The 19,191-nt window shown below is 72.2% G+C and carries 18 protein-coding genes; 11 read left to right on the top strand and 7 right to left on the bottom strand.

The features are described 5' to 3' along the window. The first annotated feature begins 13 nt into the window (after positions 1-13). Positions 14-892, top strand: coding sequence for an SDR family oxidoreductase (locus tag NH2_RS13315; RefSeq protein WP_439951748.1), 879 nt, complete (start codon positions 14-16; stop codon positions 890-892). A 65-nt stretch (positions 893-957) separates the two neighbouring features. Here NH2_RS13315 and soxR read toward each other — a convergent pair whose 3' ends face one another. Next, positions 958-1,479 (bottom strand): redox-sensitive transcriptional activator SoxR, encoded by a 522-nt coding sequence (gene soxR, locus NH2_RS13310; RefSeq protein WP_067653165.1) that lies wholly within the window; start codon positions 1,477-1,479, stop codon positions 958-960. A gap of 95 nt (positions 1,480-1,574) precedes the next feature. Here soxR and NH2_RS13305 point away from each other — a divergent pair, with 95 nt between their 5' ends. Together NH2_RS13305 and NH2_RS13300 are read left to right on the top strand one after the other, a co-directional pair. Further along, positions 1,575-2,822, top strand: a complete 1,248-nt coding sequence (locus NH2_RS13305) for an arginine deiminase (RefSeq protein ID WP_067653163.1) — start codon at positions 1,575-1,577, stop codon at positions 2,820-2,822. 3 nt (positions 2,823-2,825) lie between these two features. Continuing rightward, on the top strand, positions 2,826-3,197 hold the full coding sequence (locus NH2_RS13300; protein ID WP_067653161.1) for a GntR family transcriptional regulator: 372 nt from the start codon (positions 2,826-2,828) through the stop codon (positions 3,195-3,197). Here the strand turns inward: NH2_RS13300 and NH2_RS13295 are convergent, their stop codons facing one another. Next, positions 3,198-4,796, bottom strand: coding sequence for a dolichyl-phosphate-mannose--protein mannosyltransferase (locus NH2_RS13295; protein ID WP_067653159.1), 1,599 nt, complete (start codon positions 4,794-4,796; stop codon positions 3,198-3,200). Between the two features lie 33 nt (positions 4,797-4,829). On the opposite strand from NH2_RS13295, the gene rsmI reads away from it, so the two are divergent. Beyond that, positions 4,830-5,681, top strand: coding sequence for a 16S rRNA (cytidine(1402)-2'-O)-methyltransferase (gene rsmI, locus NH2_RS13290; RefSeq protein WP_281202029.1), 852 nt, complete (start codon positions 4,830-4,832; stop codon positions 5,679-5,681). Between the two features lie 44 nt (positions 5,682-5,725). Then, on the top strand, positions 5,726-6,478 hold the full coding sequence (locus tag NH2_RS13285) for an isocitrate lyase/PEP mutase family protein (RefSeq protein ID WP_067653157.1): 753 nt from the start codon (positions 5,726-5,728) through the stop codon (positions 6,476-6,478). Positions 6,479-6,546: 68 nt separating this feature from the next. On the opposite strand, the gene metG is transcribed toward NH2_RS13285, so the two are convergent. Beyond that, positions 6,547-8,082: a methionine--tRNA ligase gene (gene metG / locus NH2_RS13280; protein ID WP_067653156.1), complete on the bottom strand. Its 1,536-nt coding sequence runs from the start codon at positions 8,080-8,082 to the stop codon at positions 6,547-6,549. A 62-nt stretch (positions 8,083-8,144) separates the two neighbouring features. Between metG and NH2_RS13275 the strand changes: the two genes are divergently transcribed. From NH2_RS13275 to rsmA, 3 genes are all read left to right on the top strand, one after another. Further along, on the top strand, positions 8,145-8,975 hold the full coding sequence (locus NH2_RS13275; RefSeq protein ID WP_067653154.1) for a TatD family hydrolase: 831 nt from the start codon (positions 8,145-8,147) through the stop codon (positions 8,973-8,975). Positions 8,976-9,156: 181 nt separating this feature from the next. Then, positions 9,157-10,287 carry a resuscitation-promoting factor gene (locus tag NH2_RS13270; RefSeq protein ID WP_067653152.1) on the top strand — a complete coding sequence of 377 codons (1,131 nt, stop codon included), beginning with the start codon at positions 9,157-9,159 and terminating at the stop codon, positions 10,285-10,287. Between the two features lie 141 nt (positions 10,288-10,428). Then, on the top strand, positions 10,429-11,271 hold the full coding sequence (rsmA, locus tag NH2_RS13265; protein WP_067653594.1) for a 16S rRNA (adenine(1518)-N(6)/adenine(1519)-N(6))-dimethyltransferase RsmA: 843 nt from the start codon (positions 10,429-10,431) through the stop codon (positions 11,269-11,271). 128 nt (positions 11,272-11,399) lie between these two features. Here the strand turns inward: rsmA and NH2_RS13260 are convergent, their stop codons facing one another. Together NH2_RS13260 and NH2_RS13255 are read right to left on the bottom strand one after the other, a co-directional pair. Next, on the bottom strand, positions 11,400-12,278 hold the full coding sequence (locus NH2_RS13260; protein ID WP_067653150.1) for a DUF8832 domain-containing protein: 879 nt from the start codon (positions 12,276-12,278) through the stop codon (positions 11,400-11,402). Then, positions 12,278-12,484, bottom strand: a complete 207-nt coding sequence (locus tag NH2_RS13255; protein ID WP_067653148.1) for a heavy-metal-associated domain-containing protein — start codon at positions 12,482-12,484, stop codon at positions 12,278-12,280. The genes NH2_RS13260 and NH2_RS13255 overlap by 1 nt, the downstream gene beginning before the upstream one ends. Positions 12,485-12,635: 151 nt before the next feature. On the opposite strand from NH2_RS13255, the gene NH2_RS13250 reads away from it, so the two are divergent. After that, a complete protein-coding gene (locus tag NH2_RS13250) occupies positions 12,636-13,571 on the top strand; it encodes a 4-(cytidine 5'-diphospho)-2-C-methyl-D-erythritol kinase (RefSeq protein WP_067653146.1) in 936 nt (311 codons plus the stop codon). 85 nt (positions 13,572-13,656) lie between these two features. Next, positions 13,657-15,468, top strand: coding sequence for an ABC-F family ATP-binding cassette domain-containing protein (locus NH2_RS13245; RefSeq protein ID WP_067653143.1), 1,812 nt, complete (start codon positions 13,657-13,659; stop codon positions 15,466-15,468). Positions 15,469-15,514: 46 nt separating this feature from the next. Here the strand turns inward: NH2_RS13245 and NH2_RS13240 are convergent, their stop codons facing one another. Further along, a complete protein-coding gene (locus tag NH2_RS13240) occupies positions 15,515-16,393 on the bottom strand; it encodes an Abi-alpha family protein (protein ID WP_067653140.1) in 879 nt (292 codons plus the stop codon). After that, positions 16,384-17,706, bottom strand: coding sequence for a DUF445 domain-containing protein (locus NH2_RS13235; RefSeq protein ID WP_067653138.1), 1,323 nt, complete (start codon positions 17,704-17,706; stop codon positions 16,384-16,386). Before NH2_RS13235 ends, NH2_RS13240 begins: the two co-directional genes overlap by 10 nt. 178 nt (positions 17,707-17,884) lie before the next feature. Here NH2_RS13235 and NH2_RS29805 point away from each other — a divergent pair, with 178 nt between their 5' ends. Further along, on the top strand, positions 17,885-18,805 hold the full coding sequence (locus tag NH2_RS29805; protein ID WP_245650550.1) for an Abi-alpha family protein: 921 nt from the start codon (positions 17,885-17,887) through the stop codon (positions 18,803-18,805). The last annotated feature ends 386 nt before the right edge of the window (positions 18,806-19,191 follow it).

Genomic DNA, 19,191 nt, shown 5'->3' with positions numbered 1-19,191 from the left:
AGAGGAACGTGCTGTGGCTGTGGTTGGTATCCGGCGGCACCGCAAGGTGGCCGTGCGGAATGCGAAAGCGCTGGTGACGGGGGCCGCGAGCGGCATAGGGCGGGCCACCGCGGTGGCGCTGGCGGCGCAGGGCGGGCAGCTCGTGCTCACCGATATCGACGAGCCGGGGCTGACCGCGACCGCCGAACTGGTGCGCGCCGCGGGCGGGACGGTGCTCGCCGCCCGCGCACTCGACATCACCGACTACGACGCTGTTCTCGCGTTCGCCGAGGCGGTGCACGGCGAGCACGTCGCGCTGGACATCGTGCTGAACATCGCGGGCACCTCGGCCTGGGGCACGGTGGAGAACCTGGAGCACCGGCACTGGCGGCGCATGGTCGAGGTGAATCTCATGGGGCCGATTCACGTCATCGAGACCTTCGTGCCGCCCATGGTCAGGGCCGGGCGCGGCGGCGCGCTGGTGAACGTCTCCTCGGCGGCCGGGCTGATCGCGCTGCCGTGGCACGCCGCCTACAGCGCCGGCAAGTTCGGCATCCGCGGCGTCTCCGAGGTGCTCCGCTTCGACCTCGCGCCGCACGGCATCTCGGTGCACGTGGTGGCGCCCGGCGCGGTGAACACCCCGCTGGTGCGCTCCTTCGACCTGGTCGGGATCGACAAGGAGGACCCGAGGGTGCGCAGGCTGCACGACCGCTTCACCGGCCACGCCGTGGCGCCGGAGAAGGTGGCCGATGCCATCATGAAGGGCATCGAGAAGGATCGCTTCCTGGTCTTCACCTCGTTCGACATCCGCTTCGCCTACTGGTGGAAGCGGAAGTTCGCGCTGCCCTACGAATTCGTGATCGGGCAGGCATCCAAGAACTTCGCACGGCTGCTCCGGGAGCCGCGCCGGTAACGCCGGGCGGATTGATCGGCGAGAATTCTGCGGAAGTTCGCCCGGTTGCTGCGCGAGCCGCGGCGCTAGCCGACGCTCTCCATCGGCTCGCAGGCGCCGGGCGGGCCGCACTCGGCGGTCTCGGGGCAGTTCAGGTGCACGTCGAGCACCCGGGCGCCCGGCCCCTCGTCGCCGAGCCGGTCGCCCTCGTTGACCAGCCGGCAGCTGCCGAGCGAGAGGCAGCCGCAGCCGATGCAGCCGGTCAGGTTGTCGCGCAGCCGGACCAGCTGGGTGATCCGCTCGTCCAGGTCGGTGCGCCAGGCGGTGGAGAGCGTCTCCCAGTCGCGGCGGGTCGGGGTGCGGCCCGCGGGCAGCCGGTCGAGCGCGTCCCTGATCTCGCTGAGCGGAATGCCGACCCGCTGCGAGATCCGGATGAAGGCGACCCGGCGCAGCGTCTCCCTGGTGTAGCGTCGCTGGTTCCCGCTGGTGCGGCGGCTCGAGATGAGCCCCTCGCGCTCGTAGAAGTGCAGGGCGGACACGGCTACTCCGCTTCGCTCGGAGAGCTGACCGGGGGTCAGCTCCTTCGTACGCCAATCGGCAGTCGTCATCGGGCTCCTCCATTCACCTCAACAATACTTCAGGTTCCTTCCGGCCGGGACCGAATCGCCGTGCCGTGCGCGGCGGGTGCGACTACGGTCGTTCCATGGACGACGGCCACGGGGCTCAGGTCCGGCTCTCGGTGACCTCCGAGGTCGGCCGGTTGCGGGCGGTGCTGCTGCACCGCCCGGGTGACGAACTGCGCAGGCTCACCCCGCGCAACAACGATCAGCTGCTCTTCGACGCCATCCCGTGGGTCGAGCGGGCGCAGCAGGAGCACGACACCTTCGCGGACACGCTGCGCGACCGCGGCGTCGAGGTGCTGCTCCTCGGCGAGCTGCTCGCCGAGACGCTCGGGGTGAGCGGCGCTGCGCGCGTCCAGGGCATCGCGGGCGCGGTGGACGCGCGCAGGCTCGGCCACCCGCTCGCCGAGCAGCTCGCCGCGCACCTGCGCGGGGTGCCCGGCCCCGAGCTGGCGAACGTGCTGATCGCCGGGATGACCTTCGACGAGCTGCCGTTCGGCCCGGACACCGCCTCGCTGGTGCGCCGCATGCACCACGGCAGCGACTTCGTCATCGACCCGCTGCCCAATCTCATGTTCACCAGGGACTCGTCGTTCTGGGTCGGGCCGCGGGTGGCGATCACCGCGCTGGCGCTGCCAGCGCGCGGCCGGGAGACCTCGCTCACCGACCTGATCTACGCGTTCCACCCGCGCTTCCTCGGGGTGCGGCGGGCCTACGAATCGCACACCGCGCCGATCGAGGGCGGCGACGTGCTGCTGCTCGCGCCCGGCGTGGTCGCGGTCGGGGTGGGCGAGCGCACCTCTCCCGCCGGGGCGGAGGCGCTGGCGCGCAGCCTCTTCGACGACGACCTCGCACACACCGTGCTCGTGGTGCCGATCGCGCAGAACCGGGCCACCATGCACCTGGACACCGTCTGCACCATGGTCGACACCGATGCCGTCGTCATGTACCCGGCGGTGCGGGACTCGCTGACCGCGTTCACCATTCGCCGGGAGGACGGATACGGCGGCCGTACCGGCGCGGGCGGGGTGAGCATGGCCGGGCCGGACCCGTTCCTGCCCGCGGCGGCCGAGGCCATGGGCATCGGCAAGCTCCGGGTGATCGACACCGGACTGGACGGCGTCACCGCCGAGCGCGAGCAGTGGGACGACGGCAACAACACGCTCGCGCTCGCCCCCGGCGTCGTGGTCGCCTACGAGCGCAACGAGATGACGAACGCCCGGCTGCGCGATGCCGGGATCGAGGTGCTGCCGATCCCCGGCTCGGAGATCGGCTCGGGGCGCGGCGGGCCGCGCTGCCTCTCCTGTCCCATCGCCCGCGACGAGGTGTGAGCCGTGCTCGAGCTGGAGATCACCCACGATTCCCCGGTGCCGCCCTACGAGCAGCTGCGGATCGGCGTCGTCGCCCAGGTGCGCTCCGGCGCGCTCACCGCGGGCACGAAGATCCCGACCGTGCGGGCGCTGGCCGGGCAGCTCGGGCTCGCCCCGAACACCGTCGCCAGGGCCTACCGGGAGCTGGAGGCCGACGGGGTGCTGGAGACCCGCGGCAGGCAGGGCACCTTCATCGCCTCCTCCGGCGACCCGACCCGCGACCTCGCGGGGCGCGCCGCCACCGAGTACGTCGCCGTCGTCCGGCGGCTCGGCCTGGACGACCGCAGTGCCCTGCGTTACATACGCTCCGCGCTGGAGGCCAATCCGCAGCCCTGATCAGCGCCAGCTGGGCAGCCAGAGGTGGTCGTGCCAGTTGCCGGGGGTGATCGGCAGCGCGGTGAGAATCGGCCAGAGCCAGACGAAGTTGGCGATCACCAGCCCCAGGTACAGGCAGACGGCGAGCAGCCCGAGGCTGTGCCGCTCGCTCGGCGCTCGCGCGGGGCCAGGCACCCCGCGCGGCAGCGGCAGCCGCCGGGCCGGGCCGAGCACGTCGCCGAGCACCAGCGCCACCCCCATCACCAGGAAGGGCGCGAGCGCGACCGCGTAGAAGTAGTACATCTGCCGGTCCAGGGTGAGGAACCAGGGCAGCCAGGCGGCGCCGTACCCGGCAAGCACCGCGGCGTAGCGCCAGTCCCTGCGGACGATCCCGCGCCAGATCATCCAGGCCAGTGCGGGGAAGGCGATCCACCACAGCGCCGGGGTGCCGACCAGCATGACCGCCTTGACGCACTGGGTCTGGCCGCAGCCGGTGACGCCGCCGTCGGCGTAGTAGTAGAGCATCGGCCGCAGCCCCATCGGCCAGGTCCACGGCTTGGACTCCCACGGGTGATGGTTGCCCGCCGAGTTGGTGAGCTCGGAGTGGAAGCGCAGGCTCTCGCCGCTGTAGTACCAGAGCGAGCGCAGCGCGTCCGGCACGAAGGCGAAGGGCCCGCCGGTGCCGATCTGGTTGCCCACCGCCCAGCGGTACACCCCGACCTCGCTCGCGAACCACGCCGCGTAGCTGCCCAGGTACACCAGCAGCGGAATCAGCACCAGCGCGTAGAGCGCGGGCCCGACATCGCGCACCAGCGTGCCGAGCCAGGGCCGCGGCACCCCGTACGTCCGCCGCGCCGCCACGTCGAAGGCCACGCTGAGCAGCCCGAACACCACGATGAAGTAGACCGACGACCATTTGGTGCCGCAGGCGAGCCCGAGCAGCACCCCCGCGCCGAATCGCCACCAGCGCACCCCGATCCGCGGCCCCCACGCGGTGAACGCGGCGCGGCCCTCGAAGTCGGCCAGCGCCAGCCGGTGCCTGACCTCGTCCCGGTCCACGATCAGGCAGCCGAAGGCGGCGACCACGAAGAGCGCCATGAAGATGTCGAGCATGCCGATCCGGGAGGAGACGAAGGTCAGCCCGTCCGCGATGAGCAGCAGCCCGGCGATCGCGCCGACCAGGGTGGAGCGCGCCATCCGGCGCACGATCCGGATGACGAGGAGCACCAGCAGCGTTCCGGCGACGGCGGCGGAGAAGCGCCAGCCCCAGGCGTTGTAGCCGAAGATGGCCTCGCCGATGGCGATCAGCTGCTTGCCCACCGGCGGGTGCACGACCAAGCCGTACCCGGGGTTGTCCTCGACGCCGTTGCCGGTGAGCATCTGCCAGGCCTGCGGCGCGTAGTGCTTCTCGTCGAAGACCGGGGTGCCCGCGTCGGTGGGGTAGCCGAGGTAGATGAAGCGGGTGAGCGCCGCGATCACGGTGAGCACGCCGGTGACGATCCAGCCGCGCGCGGTGTCGATCGGGCCGAAGTCCGGGACCGGGCGCCGCGGCGCCGGGCTGGACCGCGCGGGCGGGGGCACGGAGGGCGCCGTCGCGCGCTGGCCGGTCACCTGGGTCACGCCCCGATCGTAGGCGGTGGAGAATGGAGCACCGTGACCGAACCGGGCAGGCTGGTACTGGCGGCGACGCCGATGGGCGAGATCGGCGACGCCTCGCAGCGGCTGCGTGACGCGCTCGGCGCGGCGGAGGTGGTGGCGGCCGAGGACACCAGGCGCACCCGCTCGCTGGCCAAGGCGCTCGGCGTCGAGATCACCGGGCGGGTGGTGAGCTTCTACGACCACGTCGAGGCGGCGCGCATCCCCGCGCTGCTCGCCGAGATCGCGGACGGCAAGACGGTGCTGCTGGTCACCGACGCGGGCATGCCGTCGGTGAGCGACCCCGGCTACCGCCTCGTCGCCGCCTGCGCCGAGCGCGACCTCCCGGTCACCTGCCTGCCCGGCCCCTCCGCGGTGACCACCGCGCTCGCGCTCTCCGCGCTCCCGGTCGAGCGGTTCTGCTTCGACGGCTTCGCGCCGCGCAAGCAGGGCGCGCGCCGGGAGTGGCTCGGCACCCTGCGCACCGAAGCCCGCGCCTGCGTCTTCTTCGAGGCGCCGCACCGCTTGGCCGGCTGCCTCGCCGATGCCGTGGCGGTGCTGGGCCCCGATCGCCGCGCCGCTGTCTGCCGGGAGCTCACCAAGACCTACGAGGAGGTCGTGCGCGGGACCCTCGGTGAGCTCGCCGCCTGGGCCGCCGACGGTGCCCGCGGCGAGATCACCGTGGTGCTCGCGGGCGCCACCCCGGTCGCCGCCGACCCCGCCGACCTCGTCGGCGAGGTCGAGGCCAGGGTCGCGGCCGGCATCCGGCTCAAGGACGCCTGCGCCGACCTCGCCGCCGAGACCGGCGCCCCCCGCCGCGCGCTCTACGACGCCGTGCTCGCCGCCCGCCGCGCCGACGCGCCCGCCTGACCGGCGGGTATGCGGGAAGCGCGCGGACGAAGCATGATCGGGGCATGACCTCTCTGGAGAGCAAGGCCAAGACGTTCCTGGAACTGCACCGCCCCGGCACCCCCGCCGTCCTGCCCACCGTGTGGGACGCGTGGTCCGCGAATGTCGCCGTCGCCGCGGGCTTCTCCGCGCTCACCGTCGGCAGCCACCCGGTCGCCGACTCCATCGGCAGGCCCGACGGCGAGGGCATGAGCTACACCGAGCTGCTCACCCGCGCCAAGCAGATCACCGACTCCGTGGACGTCCCGGTCTCGGTCGACATCGAATCCGGCTACGGCCTGGAGCCCGCCCAGCTCATCGACGGGCTGTTGGAGGCGGGGGCCATCGGCCTCAATATCGAGGACACGGTGCACAGCGAGGGCAAGCGGCTGCGCGGCGCCGAGGAGCACGCCGAGTTCGTGCGCGGGCTGCGGCAGTTCGCCGACGCCGCGGGCGTGCACGTCGTGGTCAATGCCCGCACCGACCTCTTCCTCCGCCAGGACGGTGACGAGAGCGATCGCGTCGACCGCGCCATCGCCAGGCTCCAGCTCGCCGTCGACGCCGGAGCCGACGTCCTCTACCCCGTCGGGCGGCACAGCGACGCCGATCTCCGCCGCCTCACCTCCGAGCTGCCCAAGCCGGTCAACGCCATCGGCATCCCCGATGCGCCGAACCTGAAGGAGCTGGCCGCCGCCGGAGTCGCCCGCGTCAGCTTCGGCCCGTTCCTGCAGGCCGCGTTGGCCAAGGAGGCCGATCGCCTCTTCGGCGCCTGGAAGTAGCGGACTCTCGCCGGCGTGCCGGGCGGAAACCGCTCGGCGCGGTCCGGCGCGGGTCCGCGGTTGCGCCGCTACTTGGGTTCGATGTAGCGCGGGAAGACGGCCTCCGGCTCGGGCAGCCGCACGCCCGCGGCGAGGGGGGCCGCGATGTCGGCGAAGGTGCGGTTCGGCTGGGCGAGGAGATCGAGAATGCGCCCCGCCGAACCCGGGATCACCGGCTGGACGAGGATGGCGACGATTCGCACGACCTCCAGCGTGACGTAGAGGACCGTGCCCTCGCGGGCGGTATCCCCGGCCTTGGCCAGCGCCCACGGCTGCTGGGCCGAGAAGTACCTGTTGGCCTCGCCGAGCGTGAGCCAGAGCGCTTCCAGCGCGAGATGCAGCTGCTGCGTGTCGAATTCGGCGCGCACCTGCTCGAGCAGCGCACCGGCCCGATCGAGCAGCGCCTGATCCTCGGCGGTGAACGCACCGGGCTCCGGGACGACGGAGGCGAAGTCACGAGCCACCATCTTCAGGCTGCGCTGCACCAGATTGCCGAACTCGTTGGCGAGATCGGTATTGATCCGCCCGACGATCGCCTCGTGGCTGTAGTTCCCGTCCTGCCCGTAGGAGATCTCGCGGAGCAGGAAGAAGCGCACCGCGTCGAGGCCGTAGGCGTCGACGAGGGCGAGCGGGTCGACCACATTGCCGACCGACTTCGACATCTTCTCGCCCCTGTTGTACAGGAACCCGTGCACGAAAACGCGTTTCGGCAGCTCCAGCCCGGCGGAGAGCAGGAAGGCGGGCCAGTAGACGGTGTGGAAGCGGGTGATGTCCTTGCCGATGATATGTACATCGGCAGGCCAGAAGCGCCGATAGGACTCGGATTCCGTATCGGGGAAGCCGACGCCGGTGAGGTAGTTGGTGAGCGCGTCCACCCAGACGTACATGACGTGGTCGGGGTGGCCGGGCACGGGGACGCCCCAGTCGAAGGTGGTGCGCGAGATGGAGAGATCCTTGAGCCCGGCCTTGACGTAGCTGACGATCTCGTTGCGCCTGGTCGCGGGGGCGATGAACTCGGGGTGCTCCTCGTAGAGCGCGAGCAGCCGATCCTGGTAGGCGGAGAGCCGGAAGAAGAAGTTGGACTCCTCGGTCCAGGTGACCGGGGTGTTGGTCTCGGCGGAGTAGCGGGTGCCGTCGTCGCGCAGCACCGTCTCCTCCTCGGTGTAGAACGCCTCGTCGCGCACCGAGTACCAGCCCGAGTAGTTGCCGAGGTAGATGTCGCCGCTGGCGAGCATCCGCTCCCAGATGGCGACGCTGGCCGCGAGATGGTCGGCGTCCGTGGTGCGGATGAAGCGGTCGTAGGAGATGTCGAGCGCCTTGTCCATGGCCTCGAAGACATCGGAGTTCCGCGCGGCGAGCTCCTCCACCGGGACGCCCTCGGCCTGCGCGGTCTGCTGCATCTTCTGGCCGTGCTCGTCGGTGCCGGTCATGAAGAAGACGTCGTATCCGTCGAGCCGCTTGAACCGGGCCAGCGCGTCGGACGAGATGTACTCGTACGCGTGCCCGATGTGCGGTGCGCCGTTCGGATAGGCGATGGCCGTGGTGAGGTAGAAGGCTTCGCTCATGGTGTGTCTACTGTAATGCGCGTGCCCGCCCCGCTTCCCCTCGATATCGCCCGGAGCCCCCGATGAGCCGCACCCGGCCCGCGCCCGCGCCCCCGGAACCACTCGCGCCGCTGGTGGACGCGCACACCCACATCGACGCCTGCGGCGCGACCGACCCCGCGGGCGTCACCGCGCTGGTCGACCGGGCCGCCGCGGTCGGGGTCGGGACGATCGTCACGGTCGCCGACGATCTGGCCGCCGCGCGCTTCGCGGTCGAGGCCGCGCACTGGGACGACCGGGTCTACGCGGCGGTCGCGCTGCACCCGACCCGCGCGAACGCGCTCGACGAGGCCGCGAAGCGGGAACTCGAGCAGCTGGCCGCCGACCCGCGGGTGGTCGCGGTCGGCGAGACCGGCCTCGACTACTACTGGCCGGGCAAGCTGGAGGGCTGCGCCGACGTCGACACCCAGGTCGACGGCTTCCGCTGGCACATCGACCTGGCCAAGCGGCTCGGCAAGCCGCTCATGATCCACAATCGGGAAGCCGACCACGACCTGCTCACCGTCCTGCTCGACGAGGGCGCCCCGGAGACGGTGATCTTCCACTGCTTCTCCGGCGACACCGCCATGGCGCAGGCCTGCGTGGCCGAGGGGTACGTGCTGAGCTTCTCCGGCACCGTGAGCTTCAAGAACGCGCACGAGCTGCGCGAGGCGGCCACGGTGGTGCCCGCGGCGCAGCTGCTGGTGGAGACCGACGCGCCGTACCTGACGCCGCACCCGTTCCGCGGCGCGCCGAACGAGTCCTACTGCCTGCCGTACACCGTGCGCGCGCTGGCCGAGGTGCGCGGCGATGACCCGGCGGAGCTGGCCGAGATCAGCACCGCCACTGCCCGCCGGGTGTACCGGCTGCGGTAACCGCCGATCTTCGGAGTTTCCGGCGCTTCATGATCGAAAACGGTACTGTGTCCCAGGTCACTTTCACCGCGATCAGGGCGTTATCTACCTGCGGCTCCGATATCGCGCCGTGACCTGGAAGGATGCTGTTCACACTCACGCGGTTGCCGAGAGCGGCTGACTTCGTTACCGTCTTGTGACCATGTCGCACTTCACGCGGATCAACCGGTCGCGTTCGCCGCTGCTCTACAGCGCGGTGGCCGCCCTGTTGCTCACGCTGATCGTCGGCTCGGCGCTGGCCATCGTGAACCGGAAGACCGTGACCATCGTCGTCGACGGCGAGCAGACCATCTTCACCACCATGTCCACCGATGTCGGCGGCGTGCTGCGGGCCGCCGGGTTCGAGCTGAGCGACCGCGACCTGGTGCGGCCCGGCGTCGGCAACGGGCTCTCGGACGGCGCCACCATCACCGTGAACCGGGCCCGCCAGGTGGAGCTCTCCATCGACGGCAAGCCGGAGAAGGTCTGGACCACCGGGCTCACCGCGGGCGACGCGCTGGCCCAGCTGAACCTGCCCGCCGACATGTACGTCTGGCCCGCCCGCGACGACCGGCTGCCGCTGGCGGGCGGCTCGCTGCAGATCGCGAGCCCGCGCGTGGTCTCGCTGGCCGACGGCGGGTCGCCCGCGGTGGATCTGCGGCTGGCCGCGCCGACCGTGGGCGAGCTGCTCCGGGTGGCGGGCGTGCCGCTGCAGCAGCAGGACACGGTCGAGCCCGCGGCGGAGACCAAGCTCGTCGACGGCATGCGGGTCACCGTCACCCGCACCAGGACCGAGCAGAAGACCGAGACCATGCCGCTGCCGCCGCCGGAGAACGTGATCGAGGATCCGGAGCTGAACCAGAGCCGCACCGTGGTGGAGAACAAGGGCGTGCCCGGCGTGCAGGACGTGACCTTCGCGGTGACCACCGTGAACGGCGTCGAGATCGGCCGCGAGCAGGTCGGGAGCACGGTCAGCGTGCCCGCGCAGCCGAAGACGGTGCGCAAGGGCGCCAAGCCGGGCACCGAGGTGCCTGCGGTGCGGGACGGCGCGGTCTGGGACGCGCTGGCCAAGTGCGAGGCCAATGGGAACTGGTCGATCAACACCGGCAACGGCTACTACGGCGGCATCCAGTTCGACCAGAGCACCTGGGAGCGGCAGGGCGGCACCAAGTACGCGCCGCGCGCCGATCTGGCCACCCGCGAGGAGCAGATCGCCATCGCCGAGGTGACCAGGGCGCGGCAGGGCTGGGGCGCCTGGCCCGCCTGCACCGCCCGGCTCGGCATCGGCGATTGATAGGTTCCCCGGGTGCCCGAACCCGAACCGACCGCATCCGCTCCCGCCGATGATCCCGGCCGCGACGACGCGGAGCCCGCGGTAGCGCCGCCCGGCGCCAACCGACCGGATGGTGCGGGCGTCGCGCGCGGCGAGGCGGCGCTGCTCGGCCCCGCCGAGGTGCGGGTGCTGGCCGAGCGGTTCGGGATACGGCCGACCAAGCAGCTGGGCCAGAACTTCGTGCACGACGCCAATACCGTGCGGCGGATCGTCGCCGCCGCGGGCGTGGGCCGGGGAGACACCGTGCTCGAGGTCGGCCCCGGGCTCGGCTCGCTGACGCTGGCGCTGCTCGACGTGGTGCACAGCGTGGTCGCGGTGGAGATCGATCCGGCGCTCGCCGCGGCGCTGCCCGGCACCGTCGCCGACCGCGCGCCCGGGCTCGCGGAGCGGCTGCACGTGGTGCGGGCGGATGCGCTGCGGGTGAGCGCGGGGGAGCTGCCTGCCGCGCCGACCGCGCTGGTGGCGAACCTGCCGTACAACGTCGCGGTGCCGGTGCTGCTGCATCTGCTCGCCGAGCTGCCTGGGCTCACGACGGCGCTGGTGATGGTGCAGGCGGAGGTGGCGGATCGGCTCGCGGCCGCGCCGGGGAGCCGGGTGTACGGGGTGCCGTCGGTGAAGGCGGGGTTCTTCGGCTCGGTGCGCCGGGCCGGCGCGGTCGGTACCCAGGTGTTCTGGCCGGTGCCGCGGGTGGAGTCCGGGCTGGTGCGGGTGGACCGTTACGCCGAGCCGCCGTGGGCCACCGATGCCGCGCACCGCGCGCGGGTCTTCCCGGTGATCGACGCCGCCTTCGCCCAGCGCCGCAAGACGCTGCGGGCCGCGCTCGCCGGGTGGGCGGGTTCGGCCGCCGAGGCGGAGCGGCGGTTGCGCGCGGCGGGGATCGATCCCGCCGCGCGCGGGGAGACGCTGGATACCGCCGCCTACGTCCGGCTGGCGGAGCAGGGCTGAACCCGGCCTCGCGGCCGAAGAGCCGCCGCTCGCCGCCGTGCGAGCCGCCCGCGAGGGGTGCCGGTCGCGCGGTCGCGGCAGGCAACCCCGGCCCGGGCCGGGCTTGCGGGTGGTCGGCCCGCGGGTGCTTACCCGTGGCCGTGCTCGCCGGAGCCCGTTCCGTGCTCGTGGTCGTGCCCGTCATCGGACGGCTGCTCGGCAACCGAGGCGGTGAACTCCGCGGTGTGCTCCTCTCCTCCGTGCTTGAAGTCCAGGTAGAGCCGGTAGTCCCCGGTACTCGGCGCCTCGGCGTGGAACGCCACCTCCGGCCCCGGCGGGGTGCGACCCACCTCGCCCTCGGGGTGTACGTGCAGGTAGGCCAGGTCTTCCGCGCGCAGCGCGACCAGGTGCGCGTACGCGCCGAGGTACGGCTCCAGATCGGTGACCGGCACCCCGTCGCGGCGAACGGCGAACCGCAGCTCGCTCCCGGCGGTGCTCAGATCACCGGTCAGCGTGACCTCGTACCCGTCCACCCGAGCCACCGCGGCGGGCGGCGGCAGCGGTTGCAGCGCGACCGGGCCCGCTACCTCGACCGCGCGGCTGAGCACCAGCTCATCGGCGCCCTCCGGCGCGAAGTCGGCGAAGACCCGGTAGCTGCCCGGCTCGGCCCAGCTCCAGTCGATGGACCACACCCCCGCCGCGTCCATGGCCGGATGCACGTGCCGATACCCGGTCCCGTCGCTGCGCACCACGATCAGGTGCAGCTTCTCGTCGTGCCTGGTGGCGAAGCGGGTGACCGCGGCGCCGTCACCGCCGGTGATGCGGAAGCGCAGCGTACCCGGCGTACCCGGCGTGCCCGGCGCCTCGACCGGGGTGAGCGTGTAGCCGCCTGCACTGTCGGCGAGCCCGGTCGCGGCGGGCTCGGCGGGCGCGGAATCCGGCGTCGCCAGCGTGCCGATCCCGAGCGCCGCCGCGAAGACCACCACCAGCGCGACGCCGAAACCGGCGAGCTTCAGCCGGTCGGACATCAGCGCGCGACCTCGTACCCGGCCTCGTCCACCGCGGCGAGCACGGCATCGTCGCTCAGCGCGGCGCTGCTCTCCACCCGCACCGCGCCGGACTCCAGATCGACGTCCACCCCGGTGACGCCGTCGATCTTGCCGATCTCGGATTTCACCGAGGCCGCGCAGTGGCCGCAGGTCATTCCGGTGACGGTGTAGGTGGTGCTCGGCATCTCGGCTCCTGTGCTCGTCGGAAGGGTTCGGCTACCGGGGCGGTGATACTGCCCGGGGGTATCCCTCGTCCGAGGATACCCCCGCCCGGTATGGAACCGCAATGTGCGCGAGCCGGGCGTCCGGCCGGGGCACCGGTTAGGCTCGGCTACCGTGCTGTCAGTTGTGCCGAGCCCAGTCACCGTGCGCGCACCCTCCAAGGTGAACCTGCACCTCGGCATCGGCGACCTACGCCCGGACGGCTACCACGATCTCACCACCGTCTTCCAGGCGCTCTCGCTCACCGACGACGTCCGGATCACCCCCGCGGGCTCGCTCACCGTGAAGGTCTCCGGGGAGGGCGCCGCCGAAGTCCCGACCGACCGCACCAACCTGGTCTGGAAGGCGGCGGTCCGGCTGGCGCACCTCGCGGGGCGGGCGCCGCTGGTGGAGATCGCCATCCGCAAGGGCATCCCGGTGGCGGGCGGCATGGCGGGCGGCAGCGCCGACGCGGCGGCCGCGCTGGTCGGGCTGGACGCGCTGTGGGAGCTCGGGCTCGGCCGCGACGAGCTCGCCGGTATCGCCGCCGAGCTCGGCAGCGATGTGCCGTTCGCACTGCACGGCGGCACCGCGCTCGGCACCGGCCGCGGCGAGCGGCTGCTTCCGGTGCTGGCCAGGAATACCTTCCACTGGGTGCTCGCGCTGGCCAGGGGCGGGCTCTCCACGCCCGCCGTCTTCGCCGAGCTGGACCGGCTGCGCGTGCAGGGCGAGCCGCCCCGGCTCGGTGAGCCGCAGTGGCTCATCCAGGCGCTCGCGGGCGGGGACGCCGCCGCGCTCGCCCCGCTGCTCGGCAACGACATGCAGGCGGCGGCGCTCTCGCTCGCGCCGGAGCTGCGCCGCACGCTGCGCGCCGGGGTCACCGCGGGCGCGCTCGCGGGCATCGTCTCCGGCTCGGGCCCGACCTGCGCCTTCCTCTGCGAGAGTGCCGACGCCGCGGTCGCCGTCGCCGCCGAACTCGCGGGCGCGGGCGTCTGCCGCAGTGTGCGTACCGCCGCCGGCCCCGTCCCCGGTGCGCGCATCGTCCCCACCGAGGACGCGAAGCAGCACTGACCGCGGCAACCCCGCGCCCACCGGCGCCGAGCGGCCCCTCGGTAATCTGGACCGTCGGCCTCCCCGCATGTCCCCGGAAGGATCCATGTCCAACCTGATCAACCTGGAGCAGGTCTCGAAGAGCTTCGGGATCACGCCGCTGCTCGATGGCGTCTCGCTCGGCGTGCACGCCGGGGAGCGGATCGGCGTCGTCGGCCTGAACGGCGGCGGCAAGACCACCCTGCTCGAGGTGCTGACCGGGCTGGAGCCGCCGGACGCGGGCCGGGTGAGCAGGGTGGGCGGGCTGCGCATGGCGGTGGTGACCCAGCGCGGCGTGCTGCCCGCGGGGGCAACGGTCGGCTCGGTGGTGCTGGCCGGGCTCGCGGACGAGGCCGGTTTCGCGCACGCGGGCGAGCTGGCCGAGCACGAGTACGCCGCCAACCCGCGGATCCGCGGCGTGCTGGATGGCATCGGCATCGCCGGGCTCGGCCTGGAGACCCCGGTGGACGCGCTCTCCGGCGGCGAGCGCCGCCGGGTCGCGCTGGCCGCCGCGCTGGTCCGCGAGCTCGACCTGCTCGTCCTGGACGAGCCGACCAACCACCTCGACGTCGAGGGCGTGCAGTGGCTGGCCGAGCACCTGCTGGCCCGGCGCAGCGCGCTCGTCGTCGTCACCCACGACCGCTGGTTCCTCGACACCGTCGCCACCCGCACCTGGGAGGTCGTCGGCGGCAAGGTGGAGAGCTACGAGGGCGGCTACGGCGACTGGATCTTCGCCCGCGCCGAGCGCGCGCGGCAGGCCGACGCCTCCGAGTCCCGCCGCCGTAACCTGGCCCGCAAGGAGCTGGCCTGGCTGCGCCGGGGCCCGCAGGCCCGTAGCTCCAAGCCGCGCTACCGGGTGGAGGCCGCGGAGGCGCTGATCGCGGATGTCCCCGAGCCGCGCGACAGCGTCTCGCTGGCGAGCTTCGCGCGCAAGCGGCTGGGCCGGGTGGTGGTCGAGCTGGAGGAGGTCGCGCTGGCCACCCCGGACGGCCGCGAGTTGCTGCACGACCTCACCTGGCGGCTGGCCCCCGGCGAACGGGTCGGCCTGGTCGGGGTGAACGGCAGCGGCAAGACCACGCTGCTGCGCGCGCTCGCGGGCGACGCCGAGCCGACGGCGGGCAAGCGCATCCAGGGCCAGACCGTCCGGATCGGCTGGCTGCGCCAGGAGCTGGACGACCTGCCGGTCGAGATGCGGGTGCTGGAGGCGGTGCAGCAGGTCGCCCAGCGCATCGAGCTCGGCGACGGCTACGAGCTCTCCGCCGGGCAGCTCGCCGAGCGGCTCGGCTTCAGCGCCGCGCGCCAGCGCACCCCCGTCCGCGACCTCTCCGGCGGCGAGCGGCGGCGGTTGCAGCTCACCCGCATCCTGATGGCCGAGCCGAACGTGCTGCTGCTCGACGAGCCAACCAACGACCTGGACATCGACACCCTGCAGCAGCTGGAGGACCTGCTCGACAACTGGGCGGGCACGCTGGTCGTGATCAGCCACGACCGCTACCTGATCGAGCGGATCTGCGACTCCACCTGGGCGCTCTTCGGCGACGGCGGCCTCACCAACCTGCCCGGCGGCATCGAGGAGTACCTGCGCAAGCGGGCCGCGCTCGGTGCCACCCCTGCCAGGAAGGCGACCGCGGCCCCGGTGGCCGAGGAGCCGAAGCCGGCCGTCGACCCGGCCGCCTACCGCGCTGCCCGCAAGGAGCTGACCCGGCTGGAGCGCGCGATGGACAAGCTCACCGAGCGCGAGCGCACGCTGCACGACGCGCTGCTCGCCGCCGCCACCGAGCCGGACCGGCTGGCGACGCTGAACGCCGAGCTGGTTCAGGTCAGCGCCGAGAAAGCGACCACGGAGGAGCGCTGGATGGAGCTGGCGGAGGAGTTCTAGCGCGAGATCGACGGCGGCACCGTCGATCTCGCCGACGTCGGAGCCGTCAACTCGACTCCGCGGTGCGGCCGTCGACCACCACCGGTAGGCAGGTGCGCACGAAGTCGGCGCCGAAGCCGCTGAGCAGCACGCTCCGGTACTGCACCTTGGCCCCGCGCCCGGACCGCTTGAGCAGGTCCCGCACCGCGGCCTGCGCCTCGATGATCTGGTAGCGGTTCGGGTTGCCGACCGGCTCCCGGTCGAACTCGATCAGCCCGAGCCTGCGCAGGTTGGTCAGGTACTGCTGGATGCGGTTCGGGAAGCGCAGCCCGGCGTGCTCGCCGAGCACCGTGATGCCGGTGATCTTGCGGTCCGCGCCGAGCGTGCGCGGCCTGCCGAGCCGGAGGTCGATGGCGGGCTGCGGGCCGTCCAGGTGCAGGAAGCGCAGCACCCGCGCCTCGTCGGGGGTGAGCTCGGCCAGGATGCGCGCGAAGGCCGGGTGCATCTCGGTGTGCTCCGCGTTGGTGCTGGCGGAGAGCCGGAGCAGCGCGGCGCCCTGCTCGCGCAGCGTCGGCACCCCGCCCCGGCCGCCCGCGCGCTCGGCGTCCACTCCGAGCACCCGGCGCAGCCGCTCGCGCACCTCGGATTCGGCCTCGGCGAGCACCTCGCGCGGCGGGGTGCCCGCCATGCTGCCCCTGACCACGGTCGAGGTGACGCCGAGCGCGGTGTCGACGGTCCAGGTGGTCACCTCGGAGGCGGCGGTCCAGGCCACCCTGGCGACCCCGGTCGCGGCGCGCACGGTCTCCCGCGGCGTCACCGGCACGATGCGCCGCTGCCCGCGCAGCGCGATCTCGCGACGCGGCGGGGTACCGAGCACCTCCGGTTCGGCGTCGTTCCCGGCGGGAACCCCGCCGCTCTCGGGTGCACCCGGATCGCTCACAGCCATGTGGTTGCCACTCCTGTTCCGAAGACCAGGATATGAGCGTATCCGGCAATCAGCCCGAGCACGCCGCCATGGAGGAAAAGCAGCCATTCGTCCTGTTTGATCGCGGCACGAAGCATATCCACGAAGTCGGGTGGTGAGAGCGCCGACATCTGCTTGGCGATGTACTCGTTGACCTGCTTGCCCTGCTGCTGGTTGAAGTCCGGATCGGCGAATGCGATCGGCGCGATGGCCATCGCCTCGCTGGTCAAGGTGTTCTGCAGGGTGTCGTAGTCGCGGCTGCCGAGCACGAACTTCACCGCGGGCCTGGCCGGGCCGAGCGCGCGGTCGGCGGCCGGGCGCAGCATGTCCTCCAGCATCTGCATGGTGCGGTCCGAGCGCGGGCCGTTCAGCAGCTCGTCGCCGATATTGGCGAGCGTGATCACCTGGGTGGAGACCAGCTCGGCGTAGCCGTCGGTGATCTCGCTCTGCCGCTTGATCAGCAGCCCCTGCCGCCACGGGCACCACCACTTGGGGTAGGCCGGGGCGAAGATCATGTTCAGCCCGACCCAGTTCACGACCCAGCCGATCACGATGCCGCCGACCGGCAGCACCACCAGGCTGGGCAGGCCGGTCAGGTGCAGGATCGCCACCAGCACCACACCCATCGGGGCGCCGAAATAGAAGCCGAAATTCTGCATGAACCGCAGTTCCTTGGCGCCGAGCACCTGGAAGAGCTGGTTGAGCAGCTGCGGCCGCGCCTGGAAATATCGGATGACCATCTGCTTGACGTCGAGCAGCTGATCGATGTTATCGCCCAATTCCTGGGTGAGCTCGCGCAGAATATCCGGCAGCTGCTGCTTCACCCGCTCGTGCACCTTCTCGCGCACCTGCGCGGGGAGGTTGAACCAGAGCTGTGGATGCTCGCGGCGCAGAATTTCCTCGACGATGTCGCGGATCTGCGCGTCGGCCACCCGGGTGAGATGTTCGGCGAGCTTTTCCGGGTCCAGCTCGCGATAGAAGTCGGAGACGCTGCCCAGTTTGGAGAGGCCCTTGTCCACCGCGATACTCGCCATCTTGTCGGCGCGCGAGGGGACGATGCCCTGCCAGCCGAGCCTGCCGTCGTAGCTGAGCAGCGGCAGGATCTGAATTCGCTTTGGCAGGTAAGGGAACAATGCGCGAAGGCCGGGCAACCGGAAGCCGTGGAACGCGATCGGCCGGAACAGCATGAGGATGCCGGTCCAGTTGGTGATATAGCCTATGACGCCGGTGAAAAGCGGGATGGTCAACAGCTCCAGGAGAATGGTCGGCTGGACCCCGAAAGCACTCTCCAACACGACTTCCTCCTGCCGACACACCAGTGACCGCCGCCGCACCGGCACCCCAAACTAGCACCAGGGCGGCGGCGGAACCGCACTGTGAGCCGAATGCGCGGGTCCGGCATACCGGTCGCCGATGCGGGGCAATATTCTGGGGGCGGTTTCCATCGGCGGTCGAGGAAGTTCGGAGTGGGACGTGGCAGAGGACAGAACCGGACGGGCCGCCACCGGGCAGGCCGCACCGGGCCAGAACCTGATTCGGCCCGGCAGCCGCGAGGTGGAGCGCAGCGCCGATGTCGAGCAGCGGCAGATCAGTAACGAGGCGCGGCTGATCCGCGGCGTCTTCCGGGCCGCCGGGATGGCGGCGGGGTCGGTGGTGCGCGGCGGGCAGTGGGCCGTCGGCACCGGCTTCGAGGTGTCGCGGGAGATCGCGCAGGCGGCGCTGGACGGCGAGTCCTCCGCCGATATCGCGGAGCGCACCGGCAATGCGCTGCGCTCGATCGCGCGCAGCGCGCTCGGCGTCACCGAGGGGTCGGTGCGCGAGATCGTCAGCTACGTGCCCGCGCCGAACGGCAGCGGGAGCAGCGCGCCGCAGCAGCAGGCGCTGGTGATCGGGCAGAACCTGCGCTCGGCCAGCTCCGAGGAGCTGCGCAGGCGCGGCGACGCGCTGCTCGCCCGCTCCGCCGACGTCTACTTCACCGAGGACGTGCACCCGGCCTACGACCGGATCCTGGACGAGCTCGCCCCCGACGAGGCGCGCATCCTGCGCTTCATGGCGCTGAACGGCCCGCAGCCCGCGGTCGACGTGCGCACCAACCGGCCGCTCGGCATCGGCTCGGAGCTGGTGCAGGGCGATCTCACCTCGGTGCCGGAGCAGGCAGGCGTCCGCTACCCGGATCGCGCCCGCGCCTACCTGATCAACCTGAACCGGCTCGGGCTCACCCGGACCTCGGACGATCCGGTGGTGCTCAGCCGCTACATGGTGCTCGAGGTGCAGCCCGCGGTGGAGGCGGCGCTGAAGAAGGCGGGGCGGGCGCCGAAGATCGTGCGCAAGAGCCTCCGCCTCACCGAGTTCGGCGAGGATTTCTGCCGCACCTGTTTCACGATCGCGACCTGATCGTCGCGGTGCGTCGCCCGCAGTGGTGATAGCGATCTGATACAAATCTTCGCGATTCGGTCGAGCGTGCCCTAGCGGATGGGATCGTGGAGTCATGGACCAGGAGCGCAGCGAACCGGCCGGTGGCGCGGCCGAGCCGCGCGGGGCAGGAGCCCCGGGGGGAATTCGCGCGCGCCCGGCCGCCGTATCCGAGCGACCGGCGGACAGCGCGGGCCCGGCCGCGGCCGACACCTCCATCTCCACCGGTGACCGGCAGGTGGGACCGGCGGGCCAGGCCGTTGCCGGGCGGATCGCCGCCACCGACGGGCAGCCGAGGATCAGCGCGGACTCCGACCTGTCGCAGGTGGGGCTCGGCACCCCGGCCGGACCACCGCCCGCCGCCGGCG

The organism is Nocardia harenae NBRC 108248, from assembly GCF_001612885.1.
Taxonomy (GTDB): domain Bacteria; phylum Actinomycetota; class Actinomycetes; order Mycobacteriales; family Mycobacteriaceae; genus Nocardia; species Nocardia harenae.
The sequence above is the reverse complement of the archived record's forward strand: the minus strand, read 5'-3'. Positions and strand labels throughout refer to the sequence as shown.